At 71.8% G+C, this 20,433-nt stretch carries 19 protein-coding genes; 12 read left to right on the forward strand and 7 right to left on the reverse strand.

The genetic code is table 11. From position 1 onward, the window contains the following. Positions 1–18 precede the first annotated feature (18 nt). The 4 genes from Ato02nite_RS00450 to Ato02nite_RS52920 all read left to right on the forward strand — a co-directional run bounded on the left by Ato02nite_RS00450 (position 19) and on the right by Ato02nite_RS52920 (position 5,945). Positions 19–2,562, forward strand: a complete 2,544-nt coding sequence (locus Ato02nite_RS00450) for a toll/interleukin-1 receptor domain-containing protein (protein WP_213004277.1) — start codon at positions 19–21, stop codon at positions 2,560–2,562. 14 nt (positions 2,563–2,576) lie between these two features. Then, positions 2,577–2,741, forward strand: coding sequence for a hypothetical protein (locus tag Ato02nite_RS00455; RefSeq protein ID WP_213004278.1), 165 nt, complete (start codon positions 2,577–2,579; stop codon positions 2,739–2,741). A gap of 65 nt (positions 2,742–2,806) precedes the next feature. Then, a complete protein-coding gene (locus Ato02nite_RS00460) occupies positions 2,807–5,323 on the forward strand; it encodes an HAD-IC family P-type ATPase (protein ID WP_213004279.1) in 2,517 nt (838 codons plus the stop codon). 289 nt (positions 5,324–5,612) lie between these two features. Next, a complete protein-coding gene (locus Ato02nite_RS52920; protein ID WP_213004280.1) occupies positions 5,613–5,945 on the forward strand; it encodes a helix-turn-helix domain-containing protein in 333 nt (110 codons plus the stop codon). 241 nt (positions 5,946–6,186) lie between these two features. Here the strand turns inward: Ato02nite_RS52920 and Ato02nite_RS00470 are convergent, their stop codons facing one another. Beyond that, entirely contained in the window at positions 6,187–7,344 is a 1,158-nt protein-coding gene (locus tag Ato02nite_RS00470) for a right-handed parallel beta-helix repeat-containing protein (protein ID WP_246605916.1), read from the reverse strand. A 61-nt stretch (positions 7,345–7,405) separates the two neighbouring features. Next, a complete protein-coding gene (locus Ato02nite_RS00475) occupies positions 7,406–8,341 on the reverse strand; it encodes an NAD(P)/FAD-dependent oxidoreductase (protein WP_213004281.1) in 936 nt (311 codons plus the stop codon). A 327-nt stretch (positions 8,342–8,668) separates the two neighbouring features. Between Ato02nite_RS00475 and Ato02nite_RS00480 the strand changes: the two genes are divergently transcribed. The 5 genes from Ato02nite_RS00480 to Ato02nite_RS00500 are packed head-to-tail and all read left to right on the forward strand — an operon-like array spanning position 8,669 to position 13,620. Then, a complete protein-coding gene (locus Ato02nite_RS00480; protein WP_246605919.1) occupies positions 8,669–10,885 on the forward strand; it encodes a sensor histidine kinase in 2,217 nt (738 codons plus the stop codon). Then, positions 10,882–11,307 carry a roadblock/LC7 domain-containing protein gene (locus Ato02nite_RS00485; RefSeq protein ID WP_213004282.1) on the forward strand — a complete coding sequence of 142 codons (426 nt, stop codon included), beginning with the start codon at positions 10,882–10,884 and terminating at the stop codon, positions 11,305–11,307. The genes Ato02nite_RS00480 and Ato02nite_RS00485 overlap by 4 nt, the downstream gene beginning before the upstream one ends. Before the next feature lie 33 nt (positions 11,308–11,340). Beyond that, positions 11,341–11,913, forward strand: coding sequence for a GTP-binding protein (locus Ato02nite_RS00490; protein ID WP_213004283.1), 573 nt, complete (start codon positions 11,341–11,343; stop codon positions 11,911–11,913). A gap of 31 nt (positions 11,914–11,944) precedes the next feature. Beyond that, positions 11,945–12,754 (forward strand): hypothetical protein, encoded by an 810-nt coding sequence (locus Ato02nite_RS00495; RefSeq protein WP_213004284.1) that lies wholly within the window; start codon positions 11,945–11,947, stop codon positions 12,752–12,754. Positions 12,755–12,777: 23 nt separating this feature from the next. After that, entirely contained in the window at positions 12,778–13,620 is an 843-nt protein-coding gene (locus Ato02nite_RS00500; protein WP_213004285.1) for a hypothetical protein, read from the forward strand. Here Ato02nite_RS00500 and Ato02nite_RS00505 read toward each other — a convergent pair. Next, positions 13,617–14,072 carry a YdeI/OmpD-associated family protein gene (locus Ato02nite_RS00505; RefSeq protein WP_213004286.1) on the reverse strand — a complete coding sequence of 152 codons (456 nt, stop codon included), beginning with the start codon at positions 14,070–14,072 and terminating at the stop codon, positions 13,617–13,619. The genes Ato02nite_RS00500 and Ato02nite_RS00505 overlap by 4 nt on opposite strands. Positions 14,073–14,216: 144 nt before the next feature. Here Ato02nite_RS00505 and Ato02nite_RS00510 point away from each other — a divergent pair, with 144 nt between their 5' ends. Beyond that, positions 14,217–14,780 (forward strand): DUF4190 domain-containing protein, encoded by a 564-nt coding sequence (locus tag Ato02nite_RS00510; RefSeq protein WP_213004287.1) that lies wholly within the window; start codon positions 14,217–14,219, stop codon positions 14,778–14,780. A 93-nt stretch (positions 14,781–14,873) separates the two neighbouring features. Here the strand turns inward: Ato02nite_RS00510 and Ato02nite_RS00515 are convergent, their stop codons facing one another. Both Ato02nite_RS00515 and Ato02nite_RS00520 read right to left on the reverse strand, forming a co-directional pair. Further along, entirely contained in the window at positions 14,874–15,821 is a 948-nt protein-coding gene (locus Ato02nite_RS00515; protein ID WP_213004288.1) for an NmrA/HSCARG family protein, read from the reverse strand. A gap of 82 nt (positions 15,822–15,903) precedes the next feature. Continuing rightward, the gene (locus Ato02nite_RS00520; RefSeq protein WP_213004289.1) at positions 15,904–16,311 is read right to left on the reverse strand and encodes a nucleotidyl cyclase domain-containing protein; all 408 of its coding nucleotides are present in this window, start codon (positions 16,309–16,311) and stop codon (positions 15,904–15,906) included. Positions 16,312–16,546: 235 nt separating this feature from the next. On the opposite strand from Ato02nite_RS00520, the gene Ato02nite_RS00525 reads away from it, so the two are divergent. Further along, positions 16,547–17,281 (forward strand): dienelactone hydrolase family protein, encoded by a 735-nt coding sequence (locus Ato02nite_RS00525; RefSeq protein ID WP_213004290.1) that lies wholly within the window; start codon positions 16,547–16,549, stop codon positions 17,279–17,281. Here Ato02nite_RS00525 and Ato02nite_RS00530 read toward each other — a convergent pair whose 3' ends face one another. Further along, positions 17,282–17,641: an SRPBCC family protein gene (locus Ato02nite_RS00530; RefSeq protein WP_213004291.1), complete on the reverse strand. Its 360-nt coding sequence runs from the start codon at positions 17,639–17,641 to the stop codon at positions 17,282–17,284. It lies immediately after the preceding gene. A 39-nt stretch (positions 17,642–17,680) separates the two neighbouring features. Here Ato02nite_RS00530 and Ato02nite_RS00535 point away from each other — a divergent pair, with 39 nt between their 5' ends. Continuing rightward, on the forward strand, positions 17,681–18,937 hold the full coding sequence (locus tag Ato02nite_RS00535; RefSeq protein WP_213004292.1) for a sensor domain-containing phosphodiesterase: 1,257 nt from the start codon (positions 17,681–17,683) through the stop codon (positions 18,935–18,937). On the opposite strand, the gene Ato02nite_RS00540 is transcribed toward Ato02nite_RS00535, so the two are convergent. Next, entirely contained in the window at positions 18,909–20,414 is a 1,506-nt protein-coding gene (locus Ato02nite_RS00540) for a plasmid pRiA4b ORF-3 family protein (protein ID WP_213004293.1), read from the reverse strand. The genes Ato02nite_RS00535 and Ato02nite_RS00540 overlap by 29 nt on opposite strands. Between the last annotated feature and the right edge of the window lie 19 nt (positions 20,415–20,433).

Here is a 20,433-nt window from a genome sequence, read left to right on the forward strand (position 1 = left end):
GCCCGAGAGAATGGTCACATGGGCTTCCGGGCACCCTCCGCGACCGAGGTCTACCAGTACATGTTCCGGCTGGACCGGGCCGACCGCGGGCTGGTCGACCGGTTCGGCTGGAGCATCCTGGTCGTCAACGACAGCTCCCCGGTGTGCCGGGAGTTCCTCACCCGCTACTGCGTCGACCTGTGTATCCGTACGGCGGATCGGGTTCGTTTCGTCTTCTTCTCCGACCTGCCGTCCCACCACTTCGGGTTCGGCCCGGAAGGCGGCCTCGGGGTGCTCGGCGCCGTGCTCCGGCGGGTCGACCTGGACTTCGAACGCGATCCCTGGCGACGCCTGCGACCCGCCGCCCTACGGCCCTTCGCCGGCATCCCCGACATCGACCGGCAGATCAGCTCGGAGGTCGCCCACAAGACCGCGATGCCCGGCACCGGCGAAGCCCTGCGGTTCGCGCAGCGGCTCGGCATCGGCCGGCACGTGCCCTGCGTGGTCGTGTTCACCGACGTCGGCGCGCTCACCGTGCAGGTGCTGCCGTTCGGCGAGCTCTCCGCCGATCAGATCTACCAGCGGATCCGCGGCTGGATCGACGACTTCTACGCGGACAACCGGGCCGCGCTGGCCCGCTGGGAATCGGTCGAGGAGAGCATCCAGCGCCTGGTCCTGCAGTCGCACTCGTCCCTGGTCGCGGTGCGCAACTGGCGCTACGACCGCCTCGAGGCCTGGCGGGTCCTCCGGGGGATCCTCACCGCCGAGAAGATCCTGGACAGCGACCCCGAGGAAGGCCTCCGCCGGTTGCGGGTGCTGGCCGGCGACTACCACATCCCCTGGGCCATCCGCTCCCGGCTCGACCGGCTCACCGACGAGCTGGCGAACTTCGACCGCCACGCCCGGACGGCGGCCGAGCTGCGCAAAAAGGCCGACGCGCTCGCCCGGCGCAGTACACCCGACCAGATCCGGTCCCGCCTGCGGGACCTGCAGTGGAACGCCGACACCGGCACCCGGGCGCTGGCCGATGAGGCGCTGGCGCTCGGCGAACCACCCCGCCCGGAGGCGCCACGGATGCAGCTGCTCGGGTGGTGGCGGACCACCGCGGCGTCCGCCCTGTCCCGGAACAGGTTCCGGCGGCACCGCCTGACCTGGGATCCGGAAGAACCCACCACCGCCTTCGCCGGCGTGCGGCACCGCGACCGCCTCCGCGCCGAATACGCGGCGTTCCGCGACACCGTGGGCCGATGTCACCTCGACGACGACCCCGACGCGTGCGCCCGGCAGATCTTCACCGCCCTGGCCGAGCTCCACCGGATTCCCGGCGACGACGCCACCTGGCTCGCGGCTACCGCCGGCCACCGGGAGAGCCTGGCGAACGACCTGCGCGAGTTGCAGCGGACCGCACCCCGCTGGCTCGCCGGTCTGGAGATCCGGGAGTGCCTGCCGCCCGGCGACGAGCCCGACCCGGAAGCGTTCCTCGCCTCCGCACCGCGCCTGCTCGCCGCGGTGGCCGCGCGGCGGGGCCCGGCCCTCGAGCCGTACACCGAGGCCCACCTGCGATACCGCGACCGCGTCTGCGAGTCGCTCCGCGCCGAGGCCGACCGGCAGTCCGCCGTGGCCACCGGCCGCGCCGCCGCCGTCGAAGCCCTGCGCCCCACCCTGGAGTCGATCCACACCGAACTGGTCGCCGCTGCCCGTTCCCAGGCGCTCGCCGGCACCGTCCCGGCCGAGGTGAACGGCCCCGACCTGGCCGCCGTGCCCCGGCTGGCCGAGGCGCTGGACGAATACGACGCCGCGGTCGCCGAGATCCGCTTCCCGCACCAGCGCGACGGTCTCATCCCGGTGCGGACCACGCTGTCCCCCGTGGACGCCGCCGGCATCGACGCGCCGCGGCGCAGGGGGTCCCCGGACGAGCGGCTGGCCGGGGCCGTCGCCACCACCCGCGAGGCGCGGGCACTGCTGCCGGCCACGCGGACGGACGTGCAACGCTGGCGGTCGGCGGCCCGGCTGGCGGCCGCGCTGAGCACCATCGTGGAGCCGGCCCGCCTGGCCGAACTGCTGCCGGACGACGACGGCCCGGCCCCGATCGCCCGGCTGAACCCCGCGGAGGTGCGGGCCCTGCGGAAGGTGGACCTCACCGAACCGGGACTCCCGGCCCCGGCCGGCCCGGCCGGCTTCGACGTCTTCATGGCCCACAACAGCGCCGACAAGCCGGCCGTCCGCGCCCTCGGCCGCCGGTTGCGCGCCCGCGGCCTCAACCCGTGGATCGACATCGAGCAGATCCCACCCGGGCGGTGGTTCTCCGACGTGATCCAGTCGGCCGTGCTGACCGCCGGCGCGGCCGCCGTCTGCATCGGCCCGGCCGGGGTGGGCCGCTGGCAGGCCCTGGAGATCCGCACCTTCCTGGAACAGTGCGTCAACCGCGGCGTGCCGGTCATCCCGGTGCTGCTGCCCGGCGCCGACCGCGTACCGGAGGACCTGGTCTTCCTGCGGAACCTGCACCACGTGCGCTTCGCGGCCGGCCTGGACGAGAAAGCCGCCCTGGACCAGTTGGTCTGGGGCATAACCGGCCACCGTTGACGACAATGGTGCCCATGGCGACCTGCAACCTGTGCCCACCGGGCCACCGCGACATCCCCGACGACCAGATGACCGAGCACCTGCGCACCGAACACCCCGAGGTCGACGAGGACGGCACCCACCGCTCCGACGACAGCACGATCGTCCCCGACGCCGCGAGCGAGTCACGGCCCCGGTGAACGGTGAAACCGCCGAAAACCGGCTCAACCGGGAGGTAGCGTTACCCCGGGCGAGGGGGTAGCCGATGGAGCAGCAGCTGCTGGCGGACGTCGGGACCGGGCTGACCAGCACCCAGGCCGAATATCGGCGTAAGCACGGCGACGCGAACACCGCGGTCAAGGGCGGCTCCCGCAGTTACGCCGAGATCCTGCGAACCAACGTCTTCTCGTTCTTCAACATCATTCTCTTCGTGATCGGCGCGGCGCTGATGGCCATGGGCCGGTTCAGCGACGCGCTGATCAGCGTCGGGCTCGGTCTGATCAATGCGGTGATCAGCGCGGCCCAGGAGATCCGGGCCAAGCGCAAGCTGGACCGGCTCCAGCTGCTCGAACGCACCCAGGTCATGGTGGTGCGGGACGGGCAGGAGACCACGATCGACCCGGACCAGGTGGTGCGGGGCGACGTCCTGAAGATCAAGCCCGGCGATCAGATCGTGGTGGACGGGCCGGTGCTCGGCGAATGCCGGATCGAGGCCGACGAGTCGCTGCTGACCGGCGAATCCGATCCGGTGGTGAAGCAGCCCGGCGACGATCTGCGCTCGGGCAGCCTGTGCGTGGCCGGCGACGGGCATCAGCTGGCCCGGGACGTGGGCGCGCACAGCTACGCCGGGCGGCTCACCGCGGAGGCCCGCCGGGCCAGCACCGACAAGACGCCGCTGCAGAAGCGCGTCGAGTTCCTGGTGCGGCTGGTCATGGCGCTGACCGCGCTGATGAGCGGAGCGATCCTCGGCCAGGCCGCGATCGAGGGCTTCAGCCTGCTGCGGGTCGTGCAGACCACCGCCGTACTGTCGGGGCTCGTTCCTTATGGTTTGTTCTTCCTGATCGCCGTCGCCTACACGGCGGGCGCGGCCACGATCGCCCGCTCGGGCGCCCTCGTGCAGCAGGTCAACGCGGTCGAGTCGGTCAGCAACGTGGACGTGGTCTGCACCGACAAGACCGGCACGCTCACCACCGGCCGGCTGACCGTCGACGAGATCCAGCCGGTCGGCACGCACGACCGGGACGAGGTGGAACGGCTGCTCGGTTCGCTCGCCCACAACGCGGCCTCGCCCAACCTCACGTCGCAGGCGCTGGCGGCGGCCCTGCCGGGCGCCGCCTGGCAGGTCCGCGACGAGATACCCTTCGCGTCCTCCCTGCGCTGGTCGGGGGTCGTCGCCGAGGAGGGTACGTGGATCCTGGGCGCACCGGACGCGCTGGCCGGCCGGTTGTCCCCGCCGCTGCCCGAGGAAACCGTGGTGAAGTGCACCGAGCGCGGTCTCCGCGTACTCCTGCTGGCCAGGCCGGCCACGGCCGGAGCCGGACTGCGCGACGCGGCCGGACGCCCCACCCTGCCGGCGCTGGAACCGGTCGGCATGGTGGCGCTCGCCGACGAGCTGCGACCCGAGGTGGGCGAGACGATCGCCCGGTTCCGGCGCGACGGCGTCGACCTGAAGGTGCTGTCCGGCGACGACCCGCGCACGGTGGCGGCGATCGCGGCGCGGGCCGGCCTGGACGCGGGCGAGCCGGTGGCGGGTGCGCTCCTGGACGGCCTGGACGACCCGGCGCTGGACCGCGTGGTCAGCCGCACCACGGTCTTCGGCCGGGTGGCCCCCGAGCACAAGGAGCGCATCGTCCGTTCGCTGCGCCGCCAGCACCACTACGTCGCGATGATCGGCGACGGCGTGAACGACGCCCGCGCCCTGAAGGGCGCCCAGGTGGGCGTGGCGATGCGCAGCGGCAGCGCGGTGACCCGCGACGTGGCCGACATCGTGCTGACCGACGACTCGTTCGCGGCACTCCCACCGGCGCAGCGCGAAGGCCGGCGCATCATCAACGGCATCGGCCTGTCCCTGCACGTCTTCCTGGCCCGGGTGGCCACCCAGGGCCTGGTGATCCTCGCCGTCACGATGCTGGGCCTGGGCTTTCCCTACTCCCCCACCCAGGTCGGCCTGACGCTGTTCACGGTGGGTGTGCCCACGTTCTTCCTGACGATGTGGGCGAAGCCGATGCCCCCCGACCGCAAAATGTTCTCCGGCCTGGCCGCCTTCGTGATCCCCGCCGCGGTGATCACGGCAAGCTTCGGAACGGCCCTGTACGCCGCGCTGTACGAGGCCGTGACGATCGGTTTCGGCTCCGGCCGCACACCGGCCGAGGTGGTCCGGGAGTTCGAGCGGTACACCGGCCTGGCCTACAACGACACCGACTTCACGGCGGCATCAGCGACCATCGCCGCCCAGACCGGCCTGTCGAGCTTCTTCTGCCTGGCGAGTTTCCTGCTGATCCTGTTCCTGGCCCCGCCCAACCGCCTGTTCGCGGCCTGGACCCCACCGACCCACGACAAGCGCCCGGCCTACCTGGTGGCCGGCTTGATAGCGGCGTTCGGCGCGGTCCTGTTCGTGCCGGCCCTCTACACCTACTTCGGCCTGACCGGCCCGTCCACACCGATGTTCGCCCTGGTCCTGCCGTTGCTGCTGCTGTGGTTCGCCGTGCTGAGCCTGGCCTTCCGGCTGCGCCTGCTGGACCGGGTGCTGGGCCTGGACGGCCTCCGCTCGGCAAACGACTGACCCCTGCGGGGAGGCCCCCACGTGCCTGCCGCGGCATCGCACGTTCACTCACGCTCTCTTTCGCGTACGCGCTGCCCCACTCCCGTGGCACTCGGTCCCGGCCGCTGCAACTCACCCTCCGCGCGCCCGCTGCGGGCGGGCCCGGCCCACAAGCCGGCCACCGGCCGGCGGCGACGCGGTCGATGCCCTGCCGTGGCGCCCGACACCGCAGATCTTGTGGACTTGCCGCTCTATCGGCGGAGTCAATACTTCGTTGCATCACTATCGATGATCTTGATGGGGTGCAGTGATGGCGGCGCGGTTGACTACGGCAGAACGTGAAGAGGTAGCGATCGGGCCGGCCCGGCACGATGCGATGCGGGCGATCGCCCGCAGGCTGGGCCGGGCCTGCTCGACGGTGTCGCGGGAAGTGAAACTGAACTCGCTGCATCCCCACGCCGTCCGGTTCGACAGACCCGAGATGGCGTACCGGGCCGGCCAGGCCGAACGCGTTTCCACCGGCCGCCGCCCCCGACCCCGGCCCGGACGACTGGCACAACCCGGACTGCTACGCACCGAGGTCTTGACCCGCCTCGCCCAGCGCACTGGCGAACCCCGGCCGAGAAACTCGCCGAGTTCCTGACCAGCACCGATGCAACCACCCCTTGACGCCGCCATCCGCACAGCATGCCCACAAGATCGGGCGTAGCCAGGACCACGCGGCCGATCTTGTGGACTTGCCGCTCTGTCCGCGCGGTAGGTCCACAAGGTCGGGTGTAGCCAGGGGCGGGCCGGGCCCGCCCGTGGCGGGCGCGCGGAGGGTGAGCTGCACCTGCCGGGACGGCGTGCCACGGGACTGAGCCGGGCCGTACGGAAAAGGGTCTCTAGATCTTTGCGCCTATGGCAGTCCCGTTGGCCGGCACCAGGAAATCGGACGTGCGGACCGAGCCGTCGGCGTTTCGGGCTCCGGTGATCACGCTCGGATCGGTGCTTACCAGCGTCCACGTACCGCCGATGTTCCAGGAATTGCCGGACGCCGATGACGAACCCAGCGCCACCGTGGCCTTGTTTCCCACCGCTAGATTGGCCGTCAATTTCGACGTGGATCCGCCGTCGAAGTCGAAGCCGGTCTTGGCGTTCTGATAGGCCGTGCTCCGCGAGATCAGCAGAGTGCCGGTGTTTCCGTTGTCGGTGAAGCCGTGCGCCGCGTTCGAGAACGACATGCTGTTGCTCACCGCGTGGTTGGCGGCCGGTCCCGTCCCGCCGCTGCCACCCAGCTTGAACCCGTTGCCGTCACCGGAGAAGTTCGGGATGGCCCAGCGGTTGTAGCCGTTCCCGTACGCGATGCTGTTCTGGATGGTGATCGGCGAGGTGAAGGCCCAGGCGTCGAAACCGTCGTCGATGTTGTTCCACAGCCGGACGCCCCGCACCACATTCCCGGCGCCGCTGCCTTCCTTGATGCCGAGCCCGTCGGCACTCTCGCCGTTCTTGCGCGGGTCCCGGTTGTTGTAGCTGTCCAGATTGAGAATCAGGTTTCCGGCCGAGGCCCCTTGCAACTGGAACCCGGTCTCGTAGTTGTCGTGCGTGGACAGCCGCTCGAACGTGTTGTTGTTGCACGCGTTGCAATAGACCCCGTACGGCCCGTGCACGATCTCCAGCCCCACGATCCGCCAGTAGGCCGCCTCCATGTGGATCGCACCCCGCTGCGCGGCCGGAATGGTCGACCCGACCGCCCCGGGCGTGTAGGGCAGAGCCTCGGCGTCGATGACGGGCCGCTCCGACTGGTACGCGGTGAGCGTGATGGGCGCCGCCGAGGTGCCGCTCTTGGCGATCGTCACCGTGGAGTCGAGCTTGTAGGTGCCGCCGCGCAGGGCGATCGTGTCGCCGGCGGCGACCACCCCGACGGCTTTCTGGATGGTGGCGAACGGCGCGGCGAGCGTGCCCGCGTTGCTGTCGCTGCCTCCGGGCGCGACGTAGTAGGTGCCGGCGGCGGCGACCGGCGCCGGCAGTGCGAGCATCGCGAGAACGAGCAGAGCCTTCACCGAGTACCCCCTTCAGGAATGCGCTTTCCTCAGGGGAAACTACGCCAGGCATCGGCGTCGGTCAATGCGTGGGGGCGGCCGCCAGGACCAGGTCGAAGTTGATCTGGGCACCGGCGAAGGCCCCCGCGGCGGCGGCCGAACCCACCTGGGCGGACAGATCGGTGACGTTCCCGGCCGCCCAGACCCCGGGCACCTCGGTGCGCCCGGTCGCGTCGACCGGAATGTGCTCGCCCATCCCCGACTGGTGCGGCACCGCCTTGAGTCCGAGCCCGTCGAGGAACCCGGCCCGCGCGATCATCCGGGTGGCGACCGCGACCACCCGGCGCGGAACCACCGAGCCGGAAGCGAGGCGGATCCCCGAGATCGCGTCGCCGGTCACCTCGACCGCGGCGATCGGACCGTCCACCACGGTGATGCCGCGCGCGGCGAAGTCCCCGGCCTGCGCCTCGGTGAGCGCCGGCTGCTCGTGCCGGAAGAAGATCAGATCGTCGGTGAGCTGCCGGAACAGCAGGGCGTGGTGGATCGACGCCGGCCCGGTCGCGATCACGGCGATCGGCTGGTCGCGGACCTCCCACCCATGGCAGTACGGGCAGTGCACGACATCCCGCCCCCACCGCTCCCGCAGCCCCGGCACGTCGGGCAGCTCGTCGACCAGACCGGTCGTCACGAGCAGCCGCTTCGCCCGCACGTCCCGCCCGTCGCCGAGGCCGACCACGAAGCCGTCGCCGTCCGGCCGCACCCGGGCCACCGTGCCGGTGACGATCTCACCCCCGTAACCGCGCACCTCGTCCCGGCCGCGCGCGACCAGCTCGAGCGGCGGCATGCCCTCGCGGCCCAGCAGCCCGTGCACCCCGTCGGCGGGAGCGTTGCGCGGCTCCCCCGCGTCCACGACCAGCACCGATCGCCGCGACCGGGCCAGCATCAGGGCCCCGCTGAGCCCGGCCGCGCCGCCGCCGACGACCACTACCTCGTATGCGTCCTTCATCTCTGCAGTCATGTGAGCACGGTGCCGCCGGCCGCCGGCGAACGCCAAGAATTCTTGCCAGTTCAGCAAAGGCGCAGAAACCCCGAAGCAACGGCGGAAATAGGACGCCGTGATTGTTCCGGTGTCGGAAATGAGTCCGAGTTGGATGATCTCTGCGCTGGTCGGCGCCGGTAAATTTCTGCGGCAGAAGTATTGACCTTGACCGACGGCAACACAGATCCTGTTGCGGCGGTCGACAAAGAGTGACCGCAGGACCACGCCTGACTCCCGCCACCAGGTGACCAGCAGAAAAGGCTGTGTGCACGCTCACACAGTCGCGCTGACAGATGAGCTGATCGCGTGCCCGTCCACGACGCCGCGCCGTCCGGTCGCCCGGGTGGCACGATCCGCGGTCGCATCGCGCGGATCCTGGCGCTACCGATGGCGGCCGTCCTGGTGCTGCTCGGGATCATCGCGGTCGGCGAGGTCGACCGATACCGCACCGCCGCCCGGACCGCCCAGGCCGTCACCCTCGAGCTCGCCGTGCTCGAGCTGGTGCAGGACCTGCAGACCGAGCGCGGTCTCGCGGCCGGCCTGCTCGGCGGCATCGCCGGCTTCCGCGCCGAGTTCGCCCCGGCCCGTCAGCGCGTCGACAAGCAGCGCGCCGAGGTGGAGTCGCTGACCGAGCCGGGCGGCCGGGCCGAGGATCGGGTGGCCGGCGTGCTCACCCAGCTCGACGGCCTCGCCGGGGTGCGCGCCGCCACCGACACCGGGGCCGGCGCGCAGGCGGCCACCGCCGGCTTCTACACCGGACTGATCACCCAGCTGATCAACGTGGACTACGGACTCAGCACCGTCGGCGACACCGAACTCCGCCGCGGCTACGCCACTCTCAGCATGTTCAGCGTGGCGACGGAGTCGGCCGCCCAGGAACGCATGCTGCTCAACGGCGTGTTCACGGCCGGCGCCTTCGGTCCGGGCGAGTTCGTCCAGTTCGTCTCGACGCGGTCCGCGCGCGACACCGCACTGCTGGCCTTCAACCAGTACGGCAACCCGGCCGCCCTGGACGCGAAGAACCAGGTGCTGAACACCGACGCCGGCCGCCAGGTCGCCGCGATGGAGCAGGCCGCGCTGACCGCCACCGACGGGCGCGCGCTGCGGGTCGACGCCACCTCGTGGTGGTCGGCGTCCGGCGCCGTGCTCGACGCCCTGCAGACCGCCGGCCGGGGCATCGGCGTCTCCGCGCAGGACCGGGCCGAGGACCTCCAGCGCAGGGCCGGCCTGCGGCTCGGCGGGCTGGCCGTGGTGACCCTGCTGCTGCTGGCCGGTGCGGGCTACCTGGCGTTCGTGGCGGCCCGGGCACTGGCCCGCCCGCTCGACGCCCTGGCCGCCGAGGCACACCGGATCGCCGCCGACGAGTTGCCCCGGGCGGTGCACCGGGCCGGCTCCGGCACCGTCGACGACCCGCCGTCGCCGGTGCGGGTCGACCGGGGCGCCACCACCGAGGTGCGGCAGGTGGCCGACGCCTTCGAGCGGGTGCAGACCACGGCGTACGCCCTGGCCACCGAGCAGGCGCGGTTGCGCCGGGCCACCGCCGAATCGCTCGCCGACCTCGGCCGCCGTAATCAGAACCTGCTGCGCCGCCAGCTCGGGTTCATCACCAAGCTGGAGCGCGAAGAGGCCAACCCGGCCGGGCTGGCCAACCTGTTCGAGCTCGACCACCTGGCCACCCGCATGCGCCGCAACGCCGAGAGCCTGCTCGTGCTGGTCGGCGCGGCCAGCCCGCGCCAGTGGTCGGAGCCGCTGCCGATCACCGACGTGATCCGGGCCGCGATCAGCGAGGTCGAGGAGTACCGCCGGGTCACCCTGCGCCGGGTGGACGACGCCCTGGTCGCGGGCTCGGCCGTGACCGGGGTCGCGCACATGCTCGCCGAACTGATCGAGAACGGTCTGGCCTTCTCACCGCCCGATGTGGACGTGGAGATCCACGGCCGGGTGATCGGCGACGGCTACCTCATCGCGGTCACCGACCAGGGCATCGGCATGCGCCCCGACGAGATGGCGGACGCCAACCAGCGGTTGCGCGGCGAGGGCGACTTCATCACCGCGCCGGCCCGGTTCCTCGGCCACTTCGTGGTGGGCCGGCTCGCCGCCGAGACCGGCATCGGGGTCCAGCTCGCGCCGTCGCCGGTGACCGGGGTGACCGCCCGGCTGTCGCTGCCGGCTTCGGTCCTGGTGGAACGGAAGACCGTCACGGCCGCGGCGGCGCCGGCGCGCCGCCTTCCGCCGGCGCCACGCGAGAACGTTCCGCTGCGCTCCAACACCATCGAGTACGTCGTGGTGGACCCCGCCCCCGCACCCCCGGCCGAATCGGTGGCCGCCGACCGTACGCCCAACGGCCTGCGCCGGCGCACTCCGCGCAACCGGCGGGAACCGTCCACCGCCACCGCAGTGGCGGTGGCCGAACCGCCGCCCGCCGTGGAGGACACCCCGGAGGCGCTCCGGACGCGGCTCACCGCGTTCCGCGACGGCGTGCTGCGAGCCGGTACCGCCCGATCACAGGAAGAGAACGTATGAGCGTCGACGCGTCGGCCGACCGGCACCGGTTCAACTGGCTTCTCGGCAACTTCGTCCACCAGACCGACGGCGTACGGGATGCCATCGCCGTTTCGTCGGACGGCTTGCTGATCGCCAGCTCCGACGGGCTGGACCGGGCCGAGGCCGACCAGCTGGCCGCGATCGTGTCGAGTCTGGCCAGCCTCGCCCGCAGCGCGTCCCGCCGGTACGACTTCGACGGCCTGAAACTCATCATGATCGAGATGCGGCGCGGTTTCCTGCTGGTGTCGCAGATCTCCGGTGGCAGCGTTCTCGGGGTGGTTGCCGGCGGCGACTGCGATCTGGGCCTGGTCGGCTACGAGATCTCCCTGCTGGCCGAACGGTTCGGTGACCTGCTCACCCCGGCGCTGATCGCCGAATCCCGGCAGCACCTGCCCCGATGACCGGCATCAGTCTGATCGAAAGGATCCGGGATCGTGTCCGCGCTCTCTGACACGGTGGCGCCACCGATAGCCGTCAAGATCGTGGTCAGCGGCGGTTTCGGGGCGGGCAAGACGACCTTCGTCGGCGCCATCTCCGAGATCGAGCCGCTGGTCACCGAGGCGGAACTGACCGAGCACTCGATCGGCGTGGACGACACCTCGGCCGTGGCCGGCAAGACCACCACCACGGTGGCACTCGACTTCGGCCGCATCACCCTCGACGACGCCCTGCTGCTCTACCTGTTCGGCACGCCCGGCCAGGACCGGTTCTCGTTCCTCTGGGACGACCTGGTCGACGGGGCGATCGGCGCGATCGTGCTGGTCGACACCCGCCGGGTGGAGGACTCCTTTCCCTCGATCGACTATTTCGAGGAGAACCGGATCCCGTTCATCGTCGGGATCAACCGGTTCGACGGCGGCATGCGCTTCGACCCGCGCGAGGTCCGCGACGCGCTCGGCGTCAGCGACGGGGTGCCGATCGTCGAGTGCGACGCCCGGATCCGCGAGTCCGTGAAGGACGTTCTGGTGGCCCTCACCGAGGAGGTCCTGACCCGGCGGCTGAGGTGAACAGTGGCCAACCATCGATAGCCTTTTCCGCATGCGTTGCCCTATGTGCGGCCTCGAGAACAATCCGGCGGTGGGTGTGTGCGCCCGCTGCGGCGCGCCGCTCACCGGCGGGTCGCCGCAGGTCTCCGGCGCGCCCTTCGGGTCACCGCCACCGCCGCCGACGCAGCCCGGCCCGGTGCCGCCGACCCCGCAGTTCCCGCCGCCGGCTCAGCCCCCGCCGCGCGGCGGGCCCAGCACCGGGGTGCTGCTCAGCCTGCTGGCGCTGGGCATGGTGGCGCTGCTCAGCCTGGCCGTGGTGGTGGTCATCGTGGCGCGCGGCCGGCCCGACGAACCGGTGGCGGAGACGAAGCCGACGGCGGCACCGCCCGCCTCCCCCGCGGCGCAGCCGGGCAACGCCCGCGATCAGGCCACGGCGATCGACGCGCTGCTCGACCGCAGCGTCGCCAGCCGGGCGAAACTCAACGGCGCGATCGAGCGGGTGCGGCGCTGCACCGAGGTGCCCGCCGCGCTCGAGGACATGCGCACGGTCGGTGACGAGCGGACGAAACAGATCGCCGACACCGAGGCCACCGACGTGTCCGCCCTCGACAACGGCGAGGCCGTGCGCTCGACGCTGCGGGCGGCGCTCGGTTTCGCGCTGACCGCCGACGCGCACTTCGTGTCCTGGGCCGAGCCGGCCGCCTCCGGCGACTGCGCCGACACCCCCGCGCGCGACGCGGCGTGGCAGCGCGGGCAGGCGTCGTCCAAACAGGCGCAGACGGCGAAGAAGCAGTTCATCGCGGTGTGGAACCCGATCGCCGGCCCGCTCGGCCTCGCCGAACGCTCGACCGACAAGATCTAGCGCGCGGTCGATACGGTGGCCGGGTGGGGTGGTGGAGAGCGCTGGTCGTGGTCGTGTTGGTGCTGCCCGCGGCCGGCTGCCGAAGTGACGCGGAGCGGGCGGACCGCGCACGCGAAGAGATCTTCGCGGCCGCCAAGAGCCTGCCCGGGGTCGAGAACCTGCAGGTCACGACGAAAGCGGTGAAGGGCGGCATTGCCGTCGACGCCGACGTGGTGCTGCGCCCGGCCGAGGGCCGCACCGCCGCGGACGCGAAGGCGCTGCGCGCGGTCCTCACCCGGCCCGAGGGCGTGCACGGGGTGTCGCTCACGCTGCTGGTGCGGCGCGGCACGACCGAGCACGACGGACGGTGGTACGACGGCACCGCCGGGCTGCCCGCCTTCGACGGCCAGGTCGGCCTGTGGGGGCACGTCATCGACACCGGGAAATATCAGCGAGTGGTGGCGATGCGGCAGTCGACGACTCGCTTCCTGGTCACGGCGATGCGGTGGGACGACGCCGGCAGCCGTCCGGCCGCGTCGGCGGCGTACCGGGACATGGTCGCCGCCGGCACCGCGGCCGGCCTGCGCACCGAGGACCTCGACCTGACCGTCCGCCCCACCGAGCGGTTCGAGCTCGGCAGCAACGGCACCGCCGCGCTGAGCGACCCGTTCCTGGCCGCCAGTGAACGGCTGGCCGCGTTCGGCGTTGTCCGCAGCCTGTCGGCGTCCAGCGGACCGGCGGCGCCCCATCTGCGCATCCGGGTCTACCCCGTGTCACCGCTGACCGAGGCGCAGCGTGCCGCGATGCGCGAGACGCTGAGCGCGGCCAGGCTGCTCGGCCCCGACCTGCAGGCGGTCGAGGGCTCAGGAGCCGGCCGGCCTCTCTAGCGGTGTTCGCCGCTGTTCAGCATCTCGATGGTCTTCGTGACCCGCTGGGCCCGGGTGGCCTCGCGCTTGGCCTCGGTGATCCAGCGGACGAACTCCTTGCGGTGCGAGTACGCCAGGGCCTCGAACGCCGTCCGGGCGCCGTCGTCGGCGGCGAAGGCGGCGGCCAGGTCGTCCGGGACCTCGACGGTGCGCGGGCCCTCGTCGGCGACGATGCCGACCTCGTACACCGCGCCGATGGTCACCCCGGCCTGCTCGCGGGCCGCGCGGGCCAAGCCGATCATGTTCTCGCCGCCCATCCGGGCCAGCCGCAGCGGCAGGGTGACGCCATTGACGGTGACCTGCACCGGGAAGGCCTTACGGCCACCGCCCACGGCAGCCACCTGCTCGTCGGAGAGAACGAACGCGCCGGCCGGGCCGCGCGGTTCAAGCGTCAAGGTCAGGGTCTCGCTCATGGGCTCACGGTAGCGGTTCGACCACGAGTTGATCATGAAGAGGAGCGTCGAAATAACGATTGAGCGACGGGGCAGCTTTTCGGCGATGGAACCAGTACCGTCCCGGGTCGCTGAACCTGAAAAAAACCTGATTGGATCCTTACAGTGTCCCTCGACTCGCAGCTCCCCCCGCCTCCTCCTCCCGGCCAGGAGAACTACGCGGCGCCGGCCCCGCAGCAGCAGGGCACGAGCGGCCTCGCCATCGCCGGTCTGATCTTCGCCTTCGTGATCGCGCCGATCGGTTTCGTCCTGAGCCTGATCGCCATCTTCAAGACCGGCCCGGGCAAGGCCAAGGGCCGCGGCCTCGCGATCGCCGGCCTCATCCTGTCGTCGCTGTTCATCATCGGCGGCATCGTGACGGTCGTGGTCGTGGCCAACGCGGTCTCCGACTCGACGGTCCTCGACCCGGGTTGCAGCGCGGCCAAGGACACCATCCTCAAGAGCGGCAGCGCCGCCGACGAGGCGTCGCTGCAGGCGACCGTCGACGGCCTCAACGCGGCCGCCGCCAAGGCCAAGCACGACGACGTCAAGACGGCCACCCAGACCCTCGCCGACGACTACAAGGCGCTGCTCGCCGCCGTGAAGTCCGGCAACATGCCCGAGGGCCTCGAGGACAAGATCGGCAAGGACGGCGCAGCGTTCGACGCGCTCTGCACCATCGGCAGCTGACGTACGACAGTTGACGGGCGGCACCCCGGTGCCGCCCGTCTTCTTTTACCCAGCTCGCTCGCCGGTCGCGGTCACCGACAACGTCAACCAGCCTCAGGCGGTCGGGATGGTGTGGCCGTTCGCCGCGAGCCACCGATCGAAAGTCAGCAGCTCCGGGTTGAGGCGGCGGACCAGGTCGAGGTCGCGGACACCGGTGAAGTAGTCGTCGAACTCGGTGTAGTACTGCAGCATGTTGCCGGCCTCGTCGGCCCCGGGGAAACCGAGCGCCCGGTAGGCGTCGTGGCTGAGCGGCCGGTAGACGACCGGCTCGCCGACGGCCCGGCCGAGGCCGGCCGCGATCTGCTCGCCGGTCAAATGCTCCCCGGCGATGTGCACGGTCCGGCCGACGAATTCGGCGCCGGCTTTCAAGATGCCGTACGCCGTACGCCCGATGTCGTCCACCGCGATCCCGGCCAGCCGGCTCTCGCCCATCGGCAGCGCGAGGGTGAGCACGCCGTTCTCGTCCCGGGTAGCACCCCAGCCGGTGGCCAGGTTCTCCCAGTAGAACGTGGTGCGCAGGAACGTGGTGGGCACGCCCGCAGCGGTGAACAGCCGGTCCGCCTCGGCCTTCGCGTCGAAGTGCGGGACCTTGTACTTCTCCTGCAGGGTGGGCATCCGGTCGTCGTCGGCCGGGATGTGGTCCCGGGTGTCCTCGAGGGTCGACCAGATGACGTGCTTCAGGCCGGCCTCGCGGGCGGCGGCGGCCAGGTTGGTGGCCTCCTCCAGCTCCCGGTCGGCGGACATGTGCGCCCAGAAGTTGGTGACCAGGAAGGCGCCGTACGCGCCGGCGAACGCCCGGGTCAGGCTCTCCTCGTCGTAGTTGTCGGCCTGCACCACCTCGGCGCCGAGCTTCACCAGCTCCTGCGCGCGGGGCGAGGTGGTATCCCGGGTCAGCGCACGCACCGCGTAGCCGCCGTCCGGGTCGGCGAGGATCGCCTTGACCAGGCCGCCACCCTGAGCTCCGGTGGCGCCGACGACCGCGATGACCTTCTTCTCGTTCATGATTCCCGCTCCCTCTTTCCGGTTGTGCCCGCTCCAACCTTGATCGAGGGAAATCTATTTCAGATTTTAAGTGACACGCGACTCAGGCCGCGTCGGCCAGCGAGTGGTGGTCGAAGGACTCCTGCCAGATCGCCCAGCTCGTCTGCGGGGCGTAGCGGCGCGCCTCCCGCATGGCCACGGTCGCGCGGCGGACCAGCTCCTCGCGCGGGAGCTCGCCGTCGACCGCCACCCCGACGCTGGCGGTCATTCCGGTGAGCCGACCGGCCACCACCAGCGGGCCCGCCTCGGCCGCAACGGCGCCGGCTACGTCGTACGCCAGGGAAGCCGAACGCAGACCCGGGAGAACGACCGTCACCTCGCTGCCGCCGAAGCGGACCGGCAGGTCCGGGAGGCCGGGCACCCGGCCGCGCACCGCCTCGGCGAAGGCGGCGCGGACGAGGTCCTGGTCGCCGTCGCCGGTCACGTCGATCACGAGCACCGCGGTGAACATGGCCCACCTTCCGGGTTGAGGAGCCCGTCCTTTCGGTCGGCGGAGTGCTCGCATGAGGAGTCCGGCGGCTCGCTGTGATCCGTTCGTCCTTCCGGTGACCGCCGCGCTGGGCCTGCGGGGCCGGGCTTCCCCCAGACCTCGGCGTTCCCGGCACCGCCGGACGATCCGCCCCGGGCGTGACGACACGCGGTGCGGCGGGACGATCCGTGCCTTTCCCGTCGGTAGGGTGCTCGATGTGAAGCTGATCGAGGACATCGTCTCCGTGCCGGCCCCGGACTGCGAGATCCGGACCGCGGTGATCCGGCCGGCCGGCGACGGTGCGTGGCCGGGGCTGCTGCTCTACACCGACATCTTTCAGCTGACCGAGTCGTCGCTGCGGTCGGCGCGGCGGCTCGCCTCCGAGGGCTTCATCGTCGTGGTGCCGGAGATCTACCCGCGCGGGCCGCTCGCCGGGGTGGCGCTGGAGTTCGACGACGCCGGCAAGCAGGCCGGCCTCGACGGCGCCGCCTCCACCACCGTGGCCCAGTTCGACTCCGACCGGGTCGCCGTCCTCGACTACATGCGGGGGCGGGCCGACATCACGGCGCTGTTCGCGGCCGGGTTCTGCATCGGCGGGCACCTCGCGTTCCGGGCCGCGTTCGACGAGCGGGTGACCGCCACCGTCTGCTTCTACCCGACCGGCCTGCAGAACGGTGCCGTGGGCGCCGACGCCGACGCCGGTTCCCTGGCCCGGGCCGCGGAGATCGGTGGCCGGCTGATGATCGTGTTCGGGTCGCAGGACCCGCACGTGCCGGCCGACGCCCGTCTCCAGGTGATCTCCGCCCTCTACGCGGCCGGCCGGGACGACGTCGAGCTGCACCTCTACCGCGGCGGCGAGCACGCCTTCATGCGCGACGTGGGTGCCCGGCACGACCCGGCCCTCAGCGACCTCGCCTACGCGTCGGCGGCCTCGTTCCTGCGCGGCCGATGATCACTGGTCCATGCTGTCGCGATAACTCCCGTTGATCAGTACGTTAAGGCGTTTACGCAGATGCCCGACGAGCGATTCGTCGGGCATCGGCTCGTCGACCAGCAGTGTCCAGGCCAGCAGGGTGCCGTAGCCGCCGTCGCTGGTGAGATCGAAGCGGATCCGGGCGTCCGGCCGGCGCGGCCACAGCGAACCCCAGACCACCAGGTGCGGTTTCTCGGCCTCGAGCACCTCCGGCCGCTGCTCGTCGTCGAGCAGCGTCAACCAGGGGCGAGCGGGGTCACGATCGGGCTCGGTGAGCGCCTCGAACACGACGTGCGGGGGTGCCGGTTGAGTGCGCCTGCGATGCCCGGCCTCGATCACAACGCTCAGACTAGTGAGCCCGCTGCCGATGATGCTCGGGTGTTCCACATCCACGAGGTGATCGACCAGCGCACCGTCACGACCGTCTTCCAGCCGCTGGTCGACCTGGCCGGCGGCGGGCTCATCGGCTTCGAGGCGCTCAGCCGCGGCCCGGCCGGCACATCCCCGGACCGGCTCTTCGCCGCCGCCCGCAAAGCCGGCCGGGAGGCCGAGCTCGACTGGGTGTGCCGGGCGGCCGCGTTCCGCACGATCCTCGCGACCGACCCCGACCCGGCGCTGACCTGGTTCGTCAACATGGAACCCCGCGCTTCGCGGGTGCCCTGCCCGCCCGACCTGGCCGGCATCATCGACGAGGCGCGGCACCGGCTGCGGGTGGTCACCGAGGTCACCGAGCGGTCCATCGCCGACGACCCGGCCGGCCTGCTCACCGCGACCACCGGCCTGCGCGCGGCCGGCTGGGGGGTGGCCCTCGACGACGTCGGCGCCGACGCGGGATCGCTCGCGCTGATGCCGTTCATCCACCCCGACGTGGTCAAGCTCGACATGCAACTGCTGCACGAACCGGACGAGCCGCACACCGCCCGGGTGGCGGCGGCCGTCGGCGCGTACGCGGAGGCCAGCGGCGCGGTGGTCCTCGCCGAGGGCATCGAGACCGCGAGGCACGCCGCGACCGCCCGCACCATGGGCGCCACCATCGGGCAGGGCTGGCACTACGGCCGCCCGGGCCCGCTGCCGGCGCACGCGCGAGCCGGCTCCAGCCTGCCGTTCATCGAACCACCCCGGCTGAGCGTCGACACCCCGTTCACCATCGTGAGCCGGAAGCGGCCGGTCACCCGTACCACCAAGGGCCGCCTCATGCCGATGAGCCGCCACCTGGAGGCCCTGGCCGGGGACGGCACCCAGCCGCCCGTGCTCCTCGCCTGCTTCCAGGAGGCGCGGCATTTCACCCCGGCCACCGCGACCCGATTCGCCCGGATCGCCATGCACAGCCCGCTGGTGGCCGCGCTGGGCACCGGCCTGGGCACCGAGCCGGCGCCCGGCGTGCACGGCACCGCCTTCGGCCCGAACGACCCGCTGGTCGGTGAGTGGAACGTCATCGTGGTCGGCCCGCACCTGGCGGCCGCCCTGGTGGCCCGCGACCTCGGCGACGACGGCCCCGACCGGGAGCGCCGTTTCGACTTCGCCCTCACCCACGACCGTGCCCTGGTCCTGGAGGCGGCCCGGGCCCTGCTGCCCTGGCTCGCGCCGGCCACCTCCGGCGAGCTGGTCAGCGCCGCCGGGTCAGCGTTCGGGTGATCGCGGCGGCGTCGAACTCGGCCGGCTGGAACTCGGCGGCCGAGTCCAGGCCCAGCCATTCCAGTCGTTCCGCGTGGTCGGGATGATTCGGGTCGGCGAGGATCTCGACGAGTTCGGCGTAACCCCAGATGCCGCCGCAGTCGTCCGGCGGGGCCGCCTGCCGTCCGCCGGTGCACCGCGGGTACGCCACCGCCTCCTGGCGCTCGACGATCTCCTCCACCACGATCTCGTGCACCCAGTCGTCGCCGAAGTCGTAGACGTACCGCACCCCGTCGCGGGCGCGCGGCGCGACCTGCTCCAGCGTCACCGGCGTTTCGGACCGGTGGCCCAGTTCCCGGTCGGCGACGCCGAAATCCCCGTACGGGGTCTCGAAGACGTGCAGGTGGCCGCCGTCCCAGTCGAACGCCGTCTGGAGAATGCGGTGCACCTTGGCCAGGCTGGTATCGCCGGGCACCTCCAGCCGGCGCCAGATCGGCGGTTTCGCCCCGGACAGACTCACCTTGATCTGGTAGATCGGGGCCGGGCCGCCGGCCTTCTTCCGCTTCGCCGGCAGCTTGGAAGCGGCCGTTCCGCCCCGTGACCCGGCTTCGCCCCGTGACCCGGCTTCGCCCCGTGACCCGGCGGCCACCGGAACGTCCGAGCCGTTGCCGTGCGGGGCCGGTGGGCGCGGCGGCTCGGGAAGAGTCTGCATCCGGGCGCGGAGCAACAGGGCCAGCGGGTGATAGCCCGGGCCGTCGTCGTCGCCGGGGTCAAAGCCGGCGTCGGGTTCCCGGTCGTGCACGGCCCGGGCGTCCAAGGCCCGTTCCACCTGCCATCGAAGTTCGGCCGGGTCGAGTTCCTCGGCGGCAAGGATCACCCCCTGGCTGCGGGCATCGGCCTGGATCAGGTCGGCAACCTGCTCCAGCACCTCGCCCGGCACCAGGACGATGTCCGCGGCCGCGTCGCAGTCGGTGTGATCGACGTTGACGACGAAGGCGTGCGAGCGGCCGGCCCGGTCGAAGCGGACCAGCAGCATCGAAGCTTCGCCGGCCGGGTCGCCGTAACGCCGGCAGGTTCCCGCCTTCAGCGGCTCGGACAACTCATCGGCCCACCCCGGACCGGCCAGTCCGGATTTCCGCAGGTGACGGGACGCTTCCGCCGCCGCGGCGTTACCGCCGACGGCGTCGATGGCGAGCAGGACGATGAGAGATTCCGGCGTGGACAGCTGCGCCATCGCCGGAACGATGCCGCCGGACAGCGTCTCCGCGAAACCCTCACCGAGCAGATCCCCGGCGGCCATGAGGGTGGCCCCGAACAGCTCGGCCTCGAGTGGATCCTCGGCCCCGAGAAGATCGGCGGCGCCGTCGGTCAGATTGCTCAGGAAGACCGACGGATCGAACTCCTCCCCGGAACACCCCGGGCAGGCACACTCCTCGCCGGCGGTGACCGCAGGCCGATCGGACCGGCCCGAACTGATCTTCTCGCGACGACGGCTCACCGGGACATAGTGCCCGAAC

Origin of the sequence: Paractinoplanes toevensis (genome assembly GCF_018332695.1) — a bacterium.
In the GTDB taxonomy this organism is placed as follows: Bacteria; Actinomycetota; Actinomycetes; order Mycobacteriales; family Micromonosporaceae; genus Actinoplanes; species Actinoplanes toevensis.

Coding starts and splice junctions, on each gene's coding strand:
- Ato02nite_RS00450 (WP_213004277.1), top strand. CDS start 19: ATGGGCTTCCGGGCACCCTCCGCGACCGAGGTCTACCAGTACATGTTC.
- Ato02nite_RS00455 (WP_213004278.1), top strand. CDS start 2,577: ATGGCGACCTGCAACCTGTGCCCACCGGGCCACCGCGACATCCCCGAC.
- Ato02nite_RS00460 (WP_213004279.1), top strand. CDS start 2,807: ATGGAGCAGCAGCTGCTGGCGGACGTCGGGACCGGGCTGACCAGCACC.
- Ato02nite_RS52920 (WP_213004280.1), top strand. CDS start 5,613: ATGGCGGCGCGGTTGACTACGGCAGAACGTGAAGAGGTAGCGATCGGG.
- Ato02nite_RS00475 (WP_213004281.1), bottom strand. CDS start 8,341: ATGACTGCAGAGATGAAGGACGCATACGAGGTAGTGGTCGTCGGCGGC.
- Ato02nite_RS00485 (WP_213004282.1), top strand. CDS start 10,882: ATGAGCGTCGACGCGTCGGCCGACCGGCACCGGTTCAACTGGCTTCTC.
- Ato02nite_RS00495 (WP_213004284.1), top strand. CDS start 11,945: ATGCGTTGCCCTATGTGCGGCCTCGAGAACAATCCGGCGGTGGGTGTG.
- Ato02nite_RS00505 (WP_213004286.1), bottom strand. CDS start 14,072: ATGAGCGAGACCCTGACCTTGACGCTTGAACCGCGCGGCCCGGCCGGC.
- Ato02nite_RS00515 (WP_213004288.1), bottom strand. CDS start 15,821: ATGAACGAGAAGAAGGTCATCGCGGTCGTCGGCGCCACCGGAGCTCAG.
- Ato02nite_RS00520 (WP_213004289.1), bottom strand. CDS start 16,311: ATGTTCACCGCGGTGCTCGTGATCGACGTGACCGGCGACGGCGACCAG.